Source organism: Haloarchaeobius amylolyticus, from assembly GCF_026616195.1.
Taxonomy (GTDB): domain Archaea; phylum Halobacteriota; class Halobacteria; order Halobacteriales; family Natrialbaceae; genus Haloarchaeobius; species Haloarchaeobius amylolyticus.
In genome coordinates this window covers 310,789-327,306 of record NZ_JANHDH010000001.1, presented here as the reverse complement: position 1 = coordinate 327,306, position 16,518 = coordinate 310,789, and the positions used below count along the sequence as shown (strand labels likewise).

Sequence of the window (16,518 nt, the reverse complement as noted above, 5' to 3'; positions counted from 1 at the left end):
GCCCTCGACTCAGGTTCTGAGTCGTGGCGGAACCCGGAGACTGCGGGGCGGCGGGTGAAGCCGCATCCGGCAGGCGGTCAGTAACCGCGCTCGATGAGGTAGTCCGCGATGTCACACAGCAGGTCGCGTGCCTCGTTGTCGGGGAGACACTCGAGACGCTCCTTGCCGCGCTCGACCAGCTCGCGTGCCTTGTCGTTGGCGTAGGCGATGCTGCCCGACTCCTCGAGGGCCTGGACGGCCTCGTCGATCTCGGCCTCGGTCACGTCCTCGACGCTGTCGGTGTCGACCAGGTTGTCGACGTCGACGCCCTGCTCGCGGGCGTGGACCGTGATGAGGGTCTGCTTGTTCTCGACGAGGTCCGACCCGCGCTGCTTGCCGAGTTGCTCGGACGGGACGGTGAGGTCGAGCACGTCGTCCTGTATCTGGAACGCGCGCCCGATGTCGAGCCCGTAGCCGTAGAGGGCGTCGACGGTCGCGTCGTCCGCCGAGAGCAGTTCGGCCGCGATGGCGGCCGAGGCGGCGTACAGCACCGCGGTCTTCTGCTCGATCATCTCGAGGTACTCCTCGGGGAGCACGTCCGCGCGCTCCTCGAAGGCCACGTCGAGACTCTGGCCCTCGCAGATCTTCGTGCAGGTCGAGGCGAGCGTGTCCATCGCCGCGACGACCTCCGAACTCGGCGCGTTCGCGTTGAGCATGATCTCGAACGCCGAGGAGTAGAGGGTGTCGCCCGCCAGGATGGCGGTGTCGAGGTCGAACTCCTTGTGGACCGCCGGGACGCCGCGCCGGAGGTCGTCGTCGTCCATGATGTCGTCGTGGATGAGCGTGAACGTCTGGATGACCTCCACGCTCACCGCGGCCGCCATCAGGTCGACCGGCTGGTCCGCCAGCGAGGGGAACTCGCGGTAGTCCGTCGACAGCGGCTCGACGTCCATCAGCGCCTCGCCGACCACCAGGAGGACGGTCGGCCGGAGGCGCTTGCCACCCGCGTCGAGCAGGTAGCGGGAGGCCTCCCAGAGGCGTTCGGGGCGCTTGATGGGCATCTCCTCCTGGATGCCCTGGTTGACGAGTTCGCGGCGCTCGCCAACCGCGTCGAGCACGGTCTGTTCTCGCGTCTCGGGGTCTGTCATCATTCAGTGAGTTGGATCATGTTCCCGTTCCGGGTCACGTGAAGGTCACGGCCCATCTTGTACCCCTCGCTCTCGCACAGGTTGACGTAGCCGGAGAAGCCCTTCATGTCCTGGTGTGCAGGGATGATGTTCTGGGGCTGGAGGGCGTCGAGCATCTCGTAGTGGCCCTCGCTGTTGAGGTGGCCGGAGACGTGGATGTCGTCGTAGATGCGGGCGCCCTGCATGCCCAGCAGTTTCTCGGCCTGGTAGCGCTGGCCCTCGTTCGTCGGCTCCGGGATGACCCGGGCCGAGAAGACGACCTTGTCGCCGTCCTCGAGTTCGTACGGCGTCTCGCCGCGGGCCATCCGGGTGAGCATCGCGCGGGGCTCGCCCTGGTGGCCGGTGACGATGGGCAGGAAGTTGCCCTTGCCCTCCTTCATGATGCGCTTGAAGGTGCGGTCGACGGACTTGCGGTGGCCGAACATCCCGAGGTCGCCCGGGAAGTCGACGAAGCCGAGGCGTTCCGCCGTGCCGGAGTACTTCTCCATCGAGCGCCCGAGCAGCACCGGCTGACGGCCGATGTCGCGGGCGAACTCGACGAGCGACTTCACGCGTGCGATGTGGCTGGAGAACGTGGTGGCGACGATGCCGCCCGTGTAGTCCTCCATCGAGTAGAGCACGTCCTTGAGGTGGCGTCGTGCGACGGCCTCCGAGGGCGTGCGACCCTTCTTGTTCGCGTTGGTACAGTCCTCGATGTAACACAGGACGCCGTCGCCCTCGCGACCGATCTCGCGGAAGCGGTCCATGTCGATGGGGTCGCCGATGACCGGCGTGTGGTCCATGCGCTTGTCCAGCCCGTAGACGACCGCGCCCTCGGGCGTGTGCAGGACCGGGTTGATGGCGTCGATGATGGAGTGTGTGACGTTGACGAACTCGAGTTCGACCTGGCCGGAGTCCCCGATGGACATCGTCTCACCGGCCTCCATCTTGATGAGGTCGTTCTCGACGCCGAACTTCTGCTCACCCTCGATCTGCTGTTTGACCAGCTCGATGGTGAACGGGGTCGCGACGACCGGCGCGTTGTAGCGGTGCGCCAGTTTCGAGATGGCCCCGATGTGGTCGAGGTGGCCGTGCGTGGGCACGATGGCCTGCACGTCGCCCTCGAGTTCGCTCATGACCCGGTCGTCCGGGATGGCCCCCATGTCGATGAGGTCCAGGCTGTGCATCTTCTCTGTCTCGACGTTGTCGTGGATGAGGACCTGGGACAGGTTGAGCCCCATGTCGAACACCACGACGTCGTCGCCCGCGCGGACGGCAGTCATCTGCCGACCGACCTCTTCGTAGCCGCCGATGGTTGCGATTTCGACTTCCATTGTTGGTAGCACCGAAATGCCGCGTCTCGGTATGTAAAGACCCGCGACTGGTCGGGACACTCGCCCCGGCGTCTTACAGCACGTCGGCGTGAATCCCGCTATGTGGTGGCGGTACGCGGTCAGGAAAGGACCGACGGCGCGTGCCGTGACCCCCACCACACTTACCCGCGGGGTCTGTTATTGCCCCATTCAAGCCCCGGGCTTAAAAGCGCGTGGGTTACGCGGTGGCCGGGGTCTGTCACCTCGACCGTGACACCTCGGGCCGGACACGGGTCACGGCCAGCGCTAGCACTCACTGTGGTACCCTCGGGCACAGACTTAATGCTCGCCAGAACTAGACACGGCCATGGGAGAGTGCGCTTACTGCGGGACTGAGCCCGAGGGGTTCCCGTACACGTGCAACGAGTGCGGCGAGAACCACTGCAGCACGCACCGGCTGCCGGAGCGCCACGACTGCGACGGCCTCGCCCGCGTCGCGGACCGGCAATCGGGGCAGGGCGTCTTCATCGGCCAGTCCTACGACCAGTCCGACGGTTCTCACGGCGACGGGAACACCCTCTCCAGTGCGCTCGATTCGCTGCTCGGCCCCTTCCGCCGGTTCCGGCGCTGAGCCGGCCTGGCCGGGAACACGACCGTTTTCTCCTCAGAGCGACTAGAAGAGTCGACGATGTCTCGCCCCCTTCGCTCGATACTCATCATCCTCGTCTGCTCGCTGACGCTCCTCCAGCTCGGCGGCGTCGTGGACGTCGTCGGTGAAGCGTCGTCCCTGCGCGCGGATCTGCTCGGGGGCGGGGCCACCACGGGCGCGACACCGCCCACGCCCGACGTGGGGACCTCACAGCCCGACGACGAGTCGGCGTCCCTGAGCCCGTCCCTGCTGGAGCGACTCGTCCACGAGGAGGTCAACGAGGCCCGGGCCGAGCGCGGCCTCGCCCGGCTCGGCTTCGACCCCAGCCTCGCCCAGGTCGCCCGCTACCACAGCCGGGACATGGCCACCGACGACTACTTCGCACACGTCTCCCCCGAGGGCGAGACCCTCGCCGACCGGTACGCCCTGTTCGGCTACGACTGCTACATCAAGACGGGGCCGCTCTCCTACGCGAAGGGCGGCGAGAACATCTTCTACACCAGTTTCGCCGGTGTCTCCTACACCGAGACGGAGCTCGCCGAGCGAACCGTCACCGGCTGGCTCGACTCGCCGAGCCACCGCGAGAACCTGCTCCGGTCCTACTGGGAGAACGAGGGTATCGGCGTCTGGGTCCGCGAGGACGGCGGGCGCACCCACGTCTACGTCACGCAGAACTTCTGCTGAGACGGCGCCACTCGAAGCGAGCCGGTGGCGCGACGGGCGTGCTGGATGGAGACGCGACCGCCAGCGGGGTGACAGCACCCCGAGACAGCTGGCTCTCGACCGGACCTGTCGGATGACAGCCAACCAGAGTGTCAGCCACTCTAACCCCTTTCAACCGAGAGAACGAACTTTTTCACTCTGCGCGGCGACCACCCGACGATGCCAGACAGGTCCCCCTCCCGGGCGAGCTCCCGCCACCTCGGCCTCTGGGCCGTGCTGGTGGTCGTCCTCGCCATCGCGGGCGGACAGGTCGCCGGGGTCGTCGACCTGCCGGCCGACACGCCCATGGAGACGACGGCGGTGCCCACGGCAGGAACCGTGCAGGATACCGCCCAGCCGGGCGACGCAGCGACCCGGGCGAACAGTACCTCCCGGTCTGCGACACCGACGAGGATACCGACGACGACCGCGACCGGCGCCGGCGAGGAAGCCGCCATCGACGCCAGCGAACTCGAACGTCTGGTGCACCAGGAGATCAACGAGCGCCGCACCCAGCACGGGTTGTCCACGCTGGACCGTGACGCCGGCCTCCGGGAGATCGCCCGTTACCACAGCCGGGACATGGCCCGGAACGACTACTTCGCTCACACCGCCCCCGACGGGGAGACGATGGGCGACCGCTACGACCGGTTCGGGTACGACTGCCGCGTCGACAGGGGTGACGGCTACTACGCCACCGGCGCGGAGAACATCTACGCGTTCCGCTTCGGCGGGTCCGGCCCCTCGGAGGCCGCGCTCGCCGAGCGCGTCGTCGACGGCTGGATGAACTCCGAGGGCCACCGGCGCAACGTCCTGCGCGACTACTGGGAGAACGAGGGTATCGGCGTGGCGGTCGTCGAGCGCGACGGCGTCACGACCGTCTACGTCACGCAGAACTTCTGCTGACTATGCGATGGTCGTGCCCGGCGACTCGCCGTCGAGGAAGGCATCGAGGGCGTCCAGCCCGAAGATGGACGCCGGCATGCCGAGGGCGAGGAGGGTCCGGACCTTGCCCGCCATCCCGCCCGAGACGTCGGTCGTGTCCGCGCCGCCGAGCACGTCGGCCACGTCGTCGTAGGCCTCGATGCGGGGAATCACGTTCTCCTCCCCGTCCAGCACACCCGGGACGGTCGAACAGAGGCCGACCCGCGAGGCGTCCAGCGACGCGGCGAGCGACGTGACGATCTCGTCGCCCGAGAGGACCGTCACGCCCTCGCCGGCGTGGGCGACGACGTCCCCGTGGAGCACCGGGACGAACCCTTCTGCGAGCATCGTCTCGACCTGCCCTGCCGGCAGGGTCAGTCCGCCCGATTCGTCCCGGCTCGCCGCCGAGAACGGGTGGACGGGCACCGCCGGCACGTCGCGCTCGTGGAGCCGCCTGAGGACCAGGCCGTTCAGGGCCTTCATCGCGTTGTGGATGTCGAGGACCCCGTCGACCTCGTGGGTCCCGTCGCTCGTGCTGACGCCGTACTCCTGTGCGTGGTGATGGCCGAACGAGCCGCCGCCGTGGACCAGCACGAGGTCGTCGTGCCCGGCGACCGCGTCGGCCGCCCGGGCCAGCGCCCGCCCGTCGACCGTCTCGGCGCGGTCCTTGTCCGTGATGACCGACCCGCCGAGTTTGAGGACCGTCGGAGCGCTCATTCGAGGCGCACCCCCTCGTGGGCGAGTTCCGCCCGGAAGACCTCCTCACAGGCCGCCTCGTAGGAGAGCGCCGTCTCGGTCCCCTCGGTCCGGTCGAGTGCGACGATGCAGCCGCCACCGCCGCCCCCCGTGAGCTTCGCGCCGTGGGCGCCGGCCTCGCGGGCCGTCCAGACCATGTCGTCGAGCGACCGCGAGGAGACGCCCAGCGCCTCCAGCAGCCCGTGGTCGAAGTCCATCAGCCGGCCGAGTTCGGCGAGGACCGCCTCGTCCTCGGCCGCCCCGCCCTCGCTCTCTGCGAGCAGCTCCTCGCCCTCGCGGACCACGTCCCCGATGGCTGCGACCGTGTCGGCCGCGAAGCCGTACCGGTCGCGCAGGTCCCGCACGCCCGCGACCAACTTTCCGGTGTCGCCGCTGCCCCCGTCGTACCCGATGACGAAGGGAAGGTCCGGCGCGTCGAGCGTCCGGCAGTCGTCGCCCTCGACCCGGACCGCGCCGCCCATCGCCGAACAGAACGTGTCCGCACGCGAGGCCTGCCCGTCCTGCACGTCGAGTTCGACCTGGTAGGCACGCTCTGCGACCTCGCGTGGAGCCAGCTCGACGCCCAGTTCGCTCGTCGCGGCCGCGATGGTGGCGACGACCACCGCCGCCGAGGAGCCGAGGCCGGCCCCCAGCGGGATGTCGCTCTCGACGCTCACGTCGAAGCCGACGTCGGTCGCGCCGGCCGCGTCCCGGGCCTGCGCGATGGCCCCGTCGACGTACTTCGTCGCGGCCTCCAGCATCGCGTTCGGCACGTCGACCGCCGGCGAGGTGCCCGTCTCGCCGTACTCGACGGTGAACCCCTCGATGTGGAGGTCGTTCGCGTCGACCCGGAGTCGCCCGTCCGACCGTTCCTCGACCGTCACCGTCGCCCGGCGTTCGACGGCGCAGGGAATCGCCGGTTCGCCGTAGACGACGGCGTGCTCCCCGAACAGGTACACCTTGCCGGGAGCGCTTGCCGTGTGCATACCGACTCTCGCCGGGGGGAGACAAAGAGTGTTGTCGAATCGACGTGGTCACCGCCGGCCGCGGTGGACCACCAGCGCCACGAGCGCCACGGCGAGGGCGCCGGCCCGCACGCCGAAGCCGGGGGTCCCCTCGATGCCGTCGTCCTCGGGCAGGGTGCCGCCGGGGCCACCGTCGTCGGTCGTCGCCGTGGTCGTCGTCCCGTCGGTCGTCTCGCCCGGCGTGGTCCCACCAGCGGTCGTCGTGGTCGGGGCGGTGGTCGTCGTGGTTCGGCCGGTCGTCTGCGTGGTCGTCACGCCGGTCGTGGTTCCGGGCGTGGTGGTCGTCCCGGTCCCCGTGGTGGTCGTCCCGGTCGTCGTCGTGCCGGTCGTGGTCGTCGTGCCGCCGTCGGTATCACGGACCTGGACCGTGTCGATGCGGGTCGGTGCGACGTTCCCCGCCGAGCTGTCGACGACGGACCCCGTGATGGGAACCTGCTGGTCACGCTGGACGTCCGGCCAGCGGACCAGCGTCGTGAGCGTCACGGCCACGTCGATGCGGCCGCTCCCGTCCGGGCTCACCGCGAACCGGATGGTGTCCCGGACCCCGTCGCTGTCCGGGCCGTCGACGACCGTCGGACTCGAGGATACCGCGACCGTCTCGCCAGTCTGTCGGTTCCGCACCTGGACGTCCTCGGACGCCAGTGCGACCCCGTTCGGGAACGTCACGTAGAACACGTCGGTGTTGCCGTCCGCGCTCACGTCGTCGACGCTGTAGGTCACCTCGTGGCTGACCGTCGTGTCGTCGTCGACGGTCCCGGGCGATATCTGGCCGTCGTGGAGGTTCGACGCGGTCGCGGCCGCCGCCCCGCCCGTCACCGCGACGGCGACGGCGAGCACGACGACAGCGAGTACCGAGACAGTTCTGGGGACACCGTCGTAGGGCATGTTACTCCCGCAGAGAACGCCCAGTCGTATCGACCCCGACCCTAACCTGCATAGGGTCCGGCGGGGCTGGCTGCCGGCTCACCGGGACGGTCGGCACCACACCGGCGTCGCCACTCAGGGGCGTGACAGCGCGAAAACGAAGTCGAAAACGGTCGTCTAAATCCCGCTCTCGAAGTCGTCGAGCGAGTAGCTCGGCTCGGCACCGCGGCGGTCGAGCGTCTCGTTGGCCAGCAGCCAGTAGACGACCGACAGGGCCTTGCGACCCTTGTTGTTCGTCGGGATGACGAGGTCGACGTTGCTGGTCTGGTTGTTCGAGTCACACATCGCGATGACCGGGATGCCGACCGTGATGGCCTCCTTGACGGCCTGGCTGTCACCGATGGGGTCGGTGACGACCACGACGTCCGGCTCGATGTAGCCGTCGTACTTCGGGTTCGTCAGCGTGCCCGGGATGAACCGGCCGGTACGGGCGCGGGCGCCGATGGCGTCGGCGAACTTCTTCGCCGGGAAGCGACCGTACTGGCGCGAGCTCGTCACGAGGATCTGCTCGGGGTCGTAGTTCGCGAGGAAGTCCGCGGCCGTGCGGATGCGCGAGTCCGTCTTGCCCACGTCGAGCACGTAGAGACCGTCGGTCCGGACGCGGTGGATGAACCGCTCCATGTCCTTGGTCTTCTGCTGGGTACCGATGTGGACACCGGCGCCGAGGTAGTCCTCGACCGGGATGAGGAGGTCGGCCTCCTCGTCCGACATGACGTCCTCGTCGAGTGTCGGCTCTGCTTCTTCGGCCTCGGCCTCCTCGGCCTCGGCGTCCTCTGCCTCGACGGGCTCTGCGTCCTCGGCGTCGGCCGCGGGACCGGCACCCTCGCTGGGTTCGGGGTCCACGTCGACGTCGGAGGCGTCGAGCCCTTCCTGTTCTTGCTCTTGGTCTGTCATAGTGCGTCGTCTGCGATTCGGATGAGTTCGTTGAGCTTGGCGGTTCGCTCGCCGCCGACCGCGCCCGTCTTGATGAACGGCGCGTCGGTCGCCACGGCGAGGTGTGCGATGGTCGTGTCCTCGGTCTCGCCCGAGCGGTGGGAGATGACCGAGTCGTACCCGTTGCGGGTCGCGAGTTCGACGGCGTCGAAGGCGTCGGTCAGCGTCCCGATCTGGTTCGGCTTGATGAGGATGCTGTTGGCGGCGCCCTGGTCGATGCCGTCCTGGAGACGGTCCGTGTTCGTCACGAACAGGTCGTCCCCGCAGATGAGCGTCTGGTCGCCCACGCGGTCGGTCAGCTCGGCGAACGCCTCGTAGTCGTTCTCGTCGAGGGGGTCCTCGACGTAGACGAGGTCGTACTCCTGGACCAGCTCTGCGACGTAGTCGACCTGCTCGGCCGTCGTCTTCTCGTCGTCACCGTAGCGGTAGACCTCGTCGTCGGCGTCGTACAGCTCGGCACCGGCCATGTCGAGGCCGAAGCCGATCTCGAAGCCGAACTCGTCTGCGACCTCGCTCGTCGCCTGCTCGACGATCTCGAAGGCCTCGGCGTCGTCGATGGACGGCGCCCAGGCACCCTCGTCGCCCTTGCCGCAGGGTTCGTCGCGCTCGTCGAGGATGTCCGCGACCTCGCCGTGGACCGCCGCGTTGGCGAAGACGGCGTCGGAGACGCTCGGCGCGCCGACGGGGGCGGAGAGGAACTCCTGGATGTGTGTCGCGTCGGCGGCGTGCTCGCCACCACCCACGACGTTCCCGAGCGGAATCGGGAAGTTCTCACCACGGAACGCGCCGCCGAGGTGCTGGTACAGCGGGGCGCCGAGCATGTCGGCGCCGGCCTTCGCGGCCGCCATCGAGATGGCGACCGCACTGTTCGCACCGATCTCCGAGAAGTCCTCGGTGCCGTCGGCAGCGTGCAACGCGGCGTCGACCTCGCGCTGGTTCCCGGCGTAGGCCGAGTTCACCAGCCGCGGGACGGCGTGTTCGCGAGCCTTCGCGATGGCTTCGCCCGGCGGGAGCTCGATGGCCTCGTACTCGCCGGTGCTGGCACCCGAGGGTGCAGCAGCACGGCCGAAGCCACCGCTCTCCGTGAGCACGTCGGCCTCGACGGTCGGGTTACCCCGCGAGTCCAGTACGCGTCGCAGTCTGACGTCCGTGATGAGCGTCATGTATCGTCATCACCGCGCTTTACCGTAAAGGGTAGCACGTTCGCGTCGTACTCCTCGGCAGCGATGAGGATCGGTTCCGTCTGGTCGGTATCGATGAGGACTGGCGCCCCGTACGACACCTGCAGCGCGCGTGCGCCGAGGATGCGAGCCTTCTCGTACCGATTGTAACGTTGTCGTGGCATCACTGGTAGGGGGAGACGATGTCGACCAGGTCCTTGTGCGAGACCAGCATGCGCCGGCAGCAGTACCGGTCCACGCCGAGCTCGTCGAGCACCTCCTGTGGGTCTTCGTCGCCTTCGCGCGTTCGCGCCTTGAACTCCTCCCAGTGCTCGCCGACGACCTTGCCGCACGTGAAACACCGGACTGGTACCATCATGGTCAGATCACCTTAGCGGTAGGACTTCTGGTAACGGGCACGGGCGCCGGGACCGCCCCACTTCTTGGGCTCGGACTGGCGCACGTCGTTGACGAGCAGCGAGCGGTCGAACTCCATGTACGCGTCGCGGAGTTCGGCGTCGCCGGTGTGCTGGACGATGCCGCGGGCGATGGCGGTGCGGACGGCGTCTGCCTGGCCGCTGATGCCACCACCGGAGACGCGGACGTCCACGTCCACGTCGTCACGAACGTCGTCGACGATGCGGAACGGCTCCAGCATCTTCAGCCGGGAGATCTCCGGCTCGACGAGTTCGACGGGCTTGGAGTTGATTCGAACGCGACCCTTGCCGTCCTTGACGGTCGCGCGAGCGATGGCCGTCTTCTTCTTTCCGGACGTGTTGGTTACCATGTGACGTTAGCACCCAGTTTGGCGGAGATGTCGCCCAGCTGGACGAACTTGATGTTCGAGAGGCGGTCCAGTGACGTGCCGTCGAGGATCTCCGCGTCCTCGTCCTCGTAGGGGTTCCCCACGTACACGCGGACGCTCTCGAACGCCTCGCGACCGTACGTCTCCTTGTACGGGAGCATCCCGCGGATGGACCGCTTGAAGATGCGGTCCGGCCGCTTGGGGTAGTACGGGCCCTGGTCGGAGCCGACGTCCACTCGCTTCTCGTAGACGGACATGATGTCGTCCTCCGAGCCGGTGATGACGGCCTGCTCAGCGTTCACGACGGCGATGGATTCGCCGTCGAGCGCGCGCTCTGCGACCTGGGACGCGACGCGACCCATGATGCAGTCGCGAGCGTCCACGACGACGTCTGCGTCGAATTCTGCGAGACTCATCGGATCACCCGGACGTTCGAGCCCTCGGGGTTCTGTTCGATTGCCTGTTCGAGATCGAGCGTCTCGCCGACCTGTTCGATCTTGGTCTTCGCGGACGAGGAGAAGTCGACGGCTGCAACCGTCACGGACTTCTGGATGGCACCGGACCCCAGCACCTTGCCGGGGACGATGACCGTCTCGTCTTCGCGTGCGTAGCGCTCGATCTGACCGAGATTGACCTCGGCGTGCGTCCGCCGTGGTTTCTCGAGTCGGTCTGCGACGTCGCTCCAGACGTCAGCGTCTTCTGTACGAGACACCGACTTCAGCTCGGCGATGAGACTGCCGAGCCTCGGGTTCGTCTTACTCATTGCTTTCCTCCTGATAATTGTGAGAGAAGTGATGCAGGGAGCAGGATTTGAACCTGCGGACCCCTATGGGACAGCGCCCTGAACGCTGCGCCGTTGGCCAGACTTGGCTATCCCTGCTCGCACCCTTGCGGGTACTATCTTGTTCCGTGCCCCCCTTCAAACCACTTTCGATTATCGACCGCGTTCGCCCGACGCGAGCGACTTCGCTCGCGATGGTCACGGGACGCTGGCGGGAGCCAGCGCTCCGTGCGGGGCGTGCGGCCGTCAGGGTGTGGTTGGAAAGGGTCACGTGTCTATTATAGCGTTACTGCGTCCTGCAGTTCCGTCGCCCGTGCCTCGATGGTGTCCGTGGCGCGGGTGACGAGTTCCTCGACCGTCATGGAGCCGTCCGTCTCGACGTGGAAGACGAACGCCTTCTCGACGTCGGTGACGGAGAGCTCCTTGCCGGGGAACTTCTTCGTGAGGTCGTTGTCGAACTCTGCCGTGTTGACGAGTTCACCGTCGATCTCGACGACCCCACGGATGATGTTCGGCTCTTCCTCCTCGAACTCGGCGGCGTCACCGACGACCTCGACGTGCTGGAGGTGTCGGTAGCCGACCGAGACACCACCCTGGTGTTTGGCGTGTTCCTTCCCGGTGTCGAGGACCGCGTCGGCTTCGAGTTCCAGCCGCTGGTCGTCCTTCAGGTCGATGATGGGGACGTTCTGGTCCGCCGGCTGGACCATCCCGTCGCTGCTGACGAGGTCGCCCGAGTACGCCGTCGCCGGGCCCGCCACGTCGATGGAGAGCGTGATGACGTCGTCCTCGTCGAACTCGCCTTCCGGCGTCGTCAGCGGGATCATCCCGAGCCGGTGTGCGATCTGTTCGTCGAACATCACCGACGAGTTCTCGATGACACGGACCTCGTCGATGGACAGCGTCGGCACGTCCGCGATCATCGCCCGTCGGATACCGTTGGCGAACGCGGGCGTCACGCCACGCACCAGGAACAGTGCGTCGCGTTCCCCGCGTTCGACGAACTCGACCTCGTAGTCCTCGTCCATGGGTTAGAACCCGCCTTTTCCTTTGGGTGCTCGGGAGCCGTCGTGCGGGATCGGCGTGACGTCCTCGATGCGGCCGATCTCGAAGTCCTCGCGGGCGAGTGCGCGAATCGCGGCCTGCGCACCCGGGCCGGGGGACTTCTGGAGGTTGCCACCGGGGCCGCGCACGCGGACGTGCAGGCCCTCGATGCCAGCCGCGCGGATCTCGTCCGCGATGGACTCGACCATCTGCATCGCCGCGTAGGGCGACGCCTCGTCGCGGTTCTGCTTGACGGCAGTCCCGCCGGAGGACTTCGCGATGGTCTCCGCACCCGTGAGGTCGGTCACGGTCATGACGGTGTTGTTGAACGATGCGTGGACGTGGGCGACTCCCCACTTGTCGTTGTCTTCTTCTGCCATTTATTGACCCTCCGCACGTTCGGGGTGGAGTTCGTCTGCGAGCGGACTGTTCTCGTCGAACGCGATGGAGTCCTCCTCGTCGACGTCGACCGTGTACGAGGGGACGCTCACGCGGGCACCGTCGACCGTGATGTGCCCGTGGACGATGAACTGTCGCGCCTGCTGGGTCGTGTTCGCGAGACCCTTGCGGTAGGCGACGGTCTGGAGGCGGCGCTCGAGGATGTCCGAGATCTCGAGTGCCAGGACGGCGTCCAGCTGGTCGTCCTCGCTGAGGACGCCGATGCGCTTGAGGCGGGTGAGGAAGTCGACTGCGTTCTCCTCGGCCTCCTCCAGCGACTGCGACTGCCCGAGCAGGCTACGCGCCTCGCGGCGGTAGTCGCGCAGCTCGGACTGTGCGCGCCAGAGCTCCTCCTTGTTCTTCAGGCCGTAGCGGTCGACGAGGCTGTGTTCCTCGCTGATGCGCTCGCCCTGGAAGGGGTGGTTCGGCGTCTCGTAGAGCTTGGTGTTGCTGCCGAGCGCCATTATTCCTCACCACCTTCTTCGGCCTGTTCTTCGCGGATCTCTTCGACGTTGACGCCGATGGTCCCCTCGGTACGCCCGGTGGACTTCGTGCGCTGACCGCGCACCTTCTGTCCCTTCTTGTGACGGACGCCCTTGTAGGAGTCGATCATCTTCATGCGGTTGATGTCGTGACGGCGGGACATCTCGAGTTCGTTCCCGAACTCGTGAGAGGTCTCGCCGGAGTAGAACTCCTTCTGGCGGTTGGTGAGCCAGTCGGGCACCTCGTCGGCGTAGTTCTCGACGGTTTCGACGACGGCTTCGATCTCCTCGTCCTCGAGCAGCCCGAACGTGGCCTTTCGGTCCACGCCGGCCTCCTCGGCGACGATTCGAGCCGTCCGTCGGCCGATGCCGTTCATCTCGATGAGCGAACGTTCGACCGACTTCGTCCCATCGAGGTCTGTCTGCCCGATGCGGACGAAGTACCGAAGGTCCTCGTCCTCTTGTTCGCCCTGTGGTTCTTCTGCACTCATGTGTGGTTAGTGGAGGAAGTGCTCGACGCACTTCCGGTCTGGTTGGAAGACTCACACCGTGCCCAATTGCCGGTGTGAAAGGTCCGACGTTGTGGCGGGGATTCGAACCCCGGAGGCTTGACGCCACAGAGTTAGCAACCCTGCGCCTTGGGCCAGGCTTGGCTACCACAACTCGTATGTCTATCTTCGCCCTCTCGGACTCGGGGCGCGGCACCCCTGCAGCGTATTGCGTTCACACGTATTCCCGTCCAGTACTTAAGGGCAACGGAACGCGGTTCCGGTGTCAGGGAGTGTCACGCCCCCGGATTCTCCGCGCTGAGCGTCACGGGGAACGACATGCCGAGCACCGGGGACCCAACCGGGACTACGGCTTCTGGACCTACGAGCCGCGGCGGGTCGACACGCTGGTCGCGTACTTCGACCGCGAGTATCGACCTGTACGGTTACGACTAGATATTGGGATACTATCGGTAACCTGCTTCGCGCTCGCCACGCACACGCGGGCAATCGACTATACTCGCTCTCCCGACTGTACGGATACCATGACGAACTACGACCTCGTCGTCGTCGGCGGCGGCACCGGCAACAAGGTAGCGCGAGCAGCGGGCGACAGTGGGCTGGAGACCGCCCTCGTCTCGAAGGGGCCCATCGGCGGGACGTGCCTGAACTTCGGCTGCAACCCCTCGAAGATGCTCATCGCCCACGCCGACGCCGCGAACGCGGTCCGCGAGGCCGGCCGGTTCGGCATCGACGCCACGCTCGAGGACGTCGACTTCGGCGGCGCCACGGCCGCCGTGACGGAGACGCTGACGGGCATCTCCGACTCGATGGAGCAGGGCTACCGCGAACACGAACACGTCGACCTCTACCGGACCGAGGCCCGGTTCGTCGACGACCGCACGCTCGCCCTCGCAGGCGAGGAGGAGCCCATCACGGCGGACCGCATCGTCGTCGCGACCGGGTCACGGCCACTCGTGCCGCCCATCGACGGTCTCGACGAGGTGGACTACATGACCAATCGGGAGGCACTGCGCCGCACCGAGCAACCGGACCACCTGGTCATCATCGGCGGGGGGTACATCGGCGCCGAGATCGGCTACTTCTACGAGTCGATGGGGACCGAGGTGACGGTCGTCGAGATGCTCGACCGGCTGGTTCCCAACGAGGACCGCGAGGTCGGCGAGGCGTTCACCGCGGTCGCCCGCGAGCGCCACACGGTCCACACCGGGGCGCGCGTCACCAGCGTCTCGCAGGACGGCGCCGACATCACGGTCCACGCCGAGGACGAGACGGGTGAGCCCCTCGTGGTGACCGGCGACGCACTGCTGGTCGCGGTCGGCCGCCGGCCCAACACCGACCGGCTGGACCTCGACGCGACGGGCATCGAGACGGACGACCGCGGCTTCCTCGAGACCGACGAATACCTCCAGACGACCGTCGAGGGCGTCTTCGCCATGGGCGACGTGGCGGGGAACTTCATGTTCAAGCACAGCGCGGACTACGAGGCGGAGCTCCTGACCGGGAACCTGCTCGGCGCCGACGAGACGCCGGTCGACTACGCGGCGATGCCCCACGCGGTCTTCACGGACCCGCAGATCGGCGGGGTCGGCGAGACGGAGCAGGCGCTCGAGGAGGCCGGGACCGAGTACGTCGTCGGGAGGGCGACCTTCGCGGACACCGCGATGGGGCGCGCCCGCAAGTACGAGGTCGGGTTCGCGAAGGTGCTGGCCGCCCCCGACACGGGCGAGATACTCGGCTTCCACGTCTTCGGCGACGAGGCGTCGACCCTGCTGCACGAGGTCGTCGTGGCGAAACGCGCCGGCCTGCGGGTTCCCGACCTCGCCGACACGGTCCACGTCCACCCGTCGCTCTCGAAGGTCGTCTGGAAGGCCGTCAGGGACGCCGAGTCGAAACGGTAGAAGGAGACCCCTGCGGGGCGGTCAGTCCGAGGTCTGGGGCGGCGCGTCGACGTACTCGTCGTTGATCTCCCACTCGCCGTCGCCGTTGCGGACCATGTACTCGCCGTAGTAGGGGACGCGCTCGGCCACGGTCTGGCGGAAGGCCTCGCGGATCTCGGGTTTCGTCATGTCGCCCATCGGCTTCAGGTCGTCGTTGCGGTTCAGACAGCCCTTGAGGTAGCCGTCGTGGGTCACCCGGACCCGGTGGCAGTTCGCACAGAACGTCGGGTTCTCGACGGGGTCGACGATCTCGACCATGCCGCCCTCGCCCGAGGCCCGCGTCCCGCCGATCCAGTACCGCTTGCGGTCGTGCATCTCGCGGTGTTCGATCTCCTCGGCCTGCTCGGCCAGCCAGTCGTGGACCCGCTGGATGTCGATGGCCCACTCGGGGTTGCCCGTGAGTTCGGGCATGTACTCGATGAGCTGGAGCCGGAGCCCGCGGTTCGCGGCGACGTGGTCGACCATGTCGGGGACGTAGCCCGCGGTGCGCTCGAACACGACCATGTTGAGCTTCACGGGGTCGAGGCCGGCGTCCAGCGCCGCCTCCACGCCCTCCATGACGCGGTCGTAGGCGCCGGACTTCGTGACCTCGGCGAACGCCTCGGGGTCCATCGCGTCCTGCGAGACGTTGACGCGTTCGAGGCCCGCGTCGACGAGGTCCCCGGCCCGGCCGGGCAGGAAGGTCCCGTTGGTCGTCATCGAGACCTCCATCGAGTCGGGCGTGCGCCGGATTATCTCTTCGAGGTCCTGCCGGAGCATCGGCTCGCCGCCGGTGAACTTCACGCTGTCGACGCCGAACTCGGCGACGACCTCGAGGAAGCGGACCACGTCGTCGGCGCTCATCTCGTGGTCACGTGGGTCCATCGGTCCCCGCGTGTCCCCCAGCCCCTCGTTGTGACAGTAGACACAGTCGAAGTTGCACCGGTCGGTGAGGGAGACCCGGACCCCGGTGACCTCGCGCCCGAACTCGTCTGTCAGCATGTACCAACCCCTTGTGCATCAGTGTTATTAA

The 16,518-nt window shown here is 67.5% G+C and carries 21 protein-coding genes and 2 tRNA genes; 4 read left to right on the top strand and 19 right to left on the bottom strand.

Features of this window, described 5'->3' with window-relative positions; genetic code table 11:
* Window positions 1–77: 77 nt before the first annotated feature.
* Window positions 78–1,127 carry a geranylfarnesyl diphosphate synthase gene (gene idsA3 / locus NOV86_RS01705; RefSeq protein WP_267641696.1) on the bottom strand — a complete coding sequence of 350 codons (1,050 nt, stop codon included), beginning with the start codon at window positions 1,125–1,127 and terminating at the stop codon, window positions 78–80.
* On the bottom strand, window positions 1,127–2,479 hold the full coding sequence (locus NOV86_RS01700; RefSeq protein WP_267639493.1) for a ribonuclease J: 1,353 nt from the start codon (window positions 2,477–2,479) through the stop codon (window positions 1,127–1,129). The genes idsA3 and NOV86_RS01700 overlap by 1 nt, the downstream gene beginning before the upstream one ends.
* A 346-nt stretch (window positions 2,480–2,825) precedes the next feature.
* Here NOV86_RS01700 and NOV86_RS01695 point away from each other — a divergent pair, with 346 nt between their 5' ends.
* From NOV86_RS01695 to NOV86_RS01685, 3 genes are all read left to right on the top strand, one after another.
* Window positions 2,826–3,089, top strand: a complete 264-nt coding sequence (locus NOV86_RS01695) for an AN1-type zinc finger domain-containing protein (RefSeq protein ID WP_267639492.1) — start codon at window positions 2,826–2,828, stop codon at window positions 3,087–3,089.
* Window positions 3,090–3,146: 57 nt separating this feature from the next.
* Window positions 3,147–3,791 carry a CAP domain-containing protein gene (locus NOV86_RS01690; protein WP_267639491.1) on the top strand — a complete coding sequence of 215 codons (645 nt, stop codon included), beginning with the start codon at window positions 3,147–3,149 and terminating at the stop codon, window positions 3,789–3,791.
* Between the two features lie 198 nt (window positions 3,792–3,989).
* The gene (locus NOV86_RS01685) at window positions 3,990–4,715 is read left to right on the top strand and encodes a CAP domain-containing protein (RefSeq protein WP_267639490.1); all 726 of its coding nucleotides are present in this window, start codon (window positions 3,990–3,992) and stop codon (window positions 4,713–4,715) included.
* Here NOV86_RS01685 and NOV86_RS01680 read toward each other — a convergent pair whose 3' ends face one another.
* The 16 genes from NOV86_RS01680 to NOV86_RS01605 form a co-directional block, all read right to left on the bottom strand.
* Window positions 4,716–5,450 (bottom strand): isopentenyl phosphate kinase, encoded by a 735-nt coding sequence (locus NOV86_RS01680; RefSeq protein ID WP_267639489.1) that lies wholly within the window; start codon window positions 5,448–5,450, stop codon window positions 4,716–4,718. It lies immediately after the preceding gene.
* Window positions 5,447–6,454: a mevalonate kinase gene (gene mvk / locus NOV86_RS01675; RefSeq protein ID WP_267639488.1), complete on the bottom strand. Its 1,008-nt coding sequence runs from the start codon at window positions 6,452–6,454 to the stop codon at window positions 5,447–5,449. Before mvk ends, NOV86_RS01680 begins: the two co-directional genes overlap by 4 nt.
* Window positions 6,455–6,502: 48 nt before the next feature.
* Complete coding sequence (locus NOV86_RS01670; protein WP_267639487.1) at window positions 6,503–7,378, bottom strand: hypothetical protein; 876 nt, start codon at window positions 7,376–7,378, stop codon at window positions 6,503–6,505.
* Between the two features lie 156 nt (window positions 7,379–7,534).
* Window positions 7,535–8,311 (bottom strand): 30S ribosomal protein S2, encoded by a 777-nt coding sequence (rpsB, locus tag NOV86_RS01665; RefSeq protein WP_267639486.1) that lies wholly within the window; start codon window positions 8,309–8,311, stop codon window positions 7,535–7,537.
* Entirely contained in the window at window positions 8,308–9,513 is a 1,206-nt protein-coding gene (eno, locus tag NOV86_RS01660; RefSeq protein WP_267639485.1) for a phosphopyruvate hydratase, read from the bottom strand. The genes rpsB and eno overlap by 4 nt, the downstream gene beginning before the upstream one ends.
* Window positions 9,510–9,695 carry a DNA-directed RNA polymerase subunit K gene (locus NOV86_RS01655; RefSeq protein WP_261651262.1) on the bottom strand — a complete coding sequence of 62 codons (186 nt, stop codon included), beginning with the start codon at window positions 9,693–9,695 and terminating at the stop codon, window positions 9,510–9,512. Before NOV86_RS01655 ends, eno begins: the two co-directional genes overlap by 4 nt.
* Window positions 9,695–9,889 (bottom strand): DNA-directed RNA polymerase subunit N, encoded by a 195-nt coding sequence (locus tag NOV86_RS01650; RefSeq protein WP_267639484.1) that lies wholly within the window; start codon window positions 9,887–9,889, stop codon window positions 9,695–9,697. The genes NOV86_RS01655 and NOV86_RS01650 overlap by 1 nt, the downstream gene beginning before the upstream one ends.
* Before the next feature lie 12 nt (window positions 9,890–9,901).
* Window positions 9,902–10,297 (bottom strand): 30S ribosomal protein S9, encoded by a 396-nt coding sequence (locus NOV86_RS01645; protein WP_267639483.1) that lies wholly within the window; start codon window positions 10,295–10,297, stop codon window positions 9,902–9,904.
* Window positions 10,291–10,731, bottom strand: coding sequence for a 50S ribosomal protein L13 (locus NOV86_RS01640; protein WP_267639482.1), 441 nt, complete (start codon window positions 10,729–10,731; stop codon window positions 10,291–10,293). The genes NOV86_RS01645 and NOV86_RS01640 overlap by 7 nt, the downstream gene beginning before the upstream one ends.
* On the bottom strand, window positions 10,728–11,078 hold the full coding sequence (locus NOV86_RS01635) for a 50S ribosomal protein L18e (protein WP_267639481.1): 351 nt from the start codon (window positions 11,076–11,078) through the stop codon (window positions 10,728–10,730). Before NOV86_RS01635 ends, NOV86_RS01640 begins: the two co-directional genes overlap by 4 nt.
* A gap of 32 nt (window positions 11,079–11,110) precedes the next feature.
* Window positions 11,111–11,195: transfer RNA gene (locus tag NOV86_RS01630), tRNA-Leu, on the bottom strand.
* Between the two features lie 179 nt (window positions 11,196–11,374).
* Window positions 11,375–12,121, bottom strand: coding sequence for a DNA-directed RNA polymerase subunit D (locus tag NOV86_RS01625; RefSeq protein WP_267639480.1), 747 nt, complete (start codon window positions 12,119–12,121; stop codon window positions 11,375–11,377).
* Window positions 12,122–12,124: 3 nt separating this feature from the next.
* Window positions 12,125–12,517 (bottom strand): 30S ribosomal protein S11, encoded by a 393-nt coding sequence (locus NOV86_RS01620; protein WP_267639479.1) that lies wholly within the window; start codon window positions 12,515–12,517, stop codon window positions 12,125–12,127.
* Window positions 12,518–13,039, bottom strand: coding sequence for a 30S ribosomal protein S4 (locus NOV86_RS01615; protein WP_267639478.1), 522 nt, complete (start codon window positions 13,037–13,039; stop codon window positions 12,518–12,520).
* Window positions 13,039–13,548, bottom strand: a complete 510-nt coding sequence (locus tag NOV86_RS01610) for a 30S ribosomal protein S13 (protein ID WP_267639477.1) — start codon at window positions 13,546–13,548, stop codon at window positions 13,039–13,041. The genes NOV86_RS01615 and NOV86_RS01610 overlap by 1 nt, the downstream gene beginning before the upstream one ends.
* A gap of 87 nt (window positions 13,549–13,635) precedes the next feature.
* Window positions 13,636–13,720: transfer RNA gene (locus tag NOV86_RS01605), tRNA-Ser, on the bottom strand.
* Window positions 13,721–14,090: 370 nt separating this feature from the next.
* Between NOV86_RS01605 and NOV86_RS01600 the strand changes: the two genes are divergently transcribed.
* On the top strand, window positions 14,091–15,467 hold the full coding sequence (locus tag NOV86_RS01600; RefSeq protein ID WP_267639476.1) for a dihydrolipoyl dehydrogenase family protein: 1,377 nt from the start codon (window positions 14,091–14,093) through the stop codon (window positions 15,465–15,467).
* Window positions 15,468–15,488: 21 nt separating this feature from the next.
* On the opposite strand, the gene moaA is transcribed toward NOV86_RS01600, so the two are convergent.
* Window positions 15,489–16,487 (bottom strand): GTP 3',8-cyclase MoaA, encoded by a 999-nt coding sequence (moaA, locus tag NOV86_RS01595; RefSeq protein WP_267639475.1) that lies wholly within the window; start codon window positions 16,485–16,487, stop codon window positions 15,489–15,491.
* Window positions 16,488–16,518 lie beyond the last annotated feature (31 nt).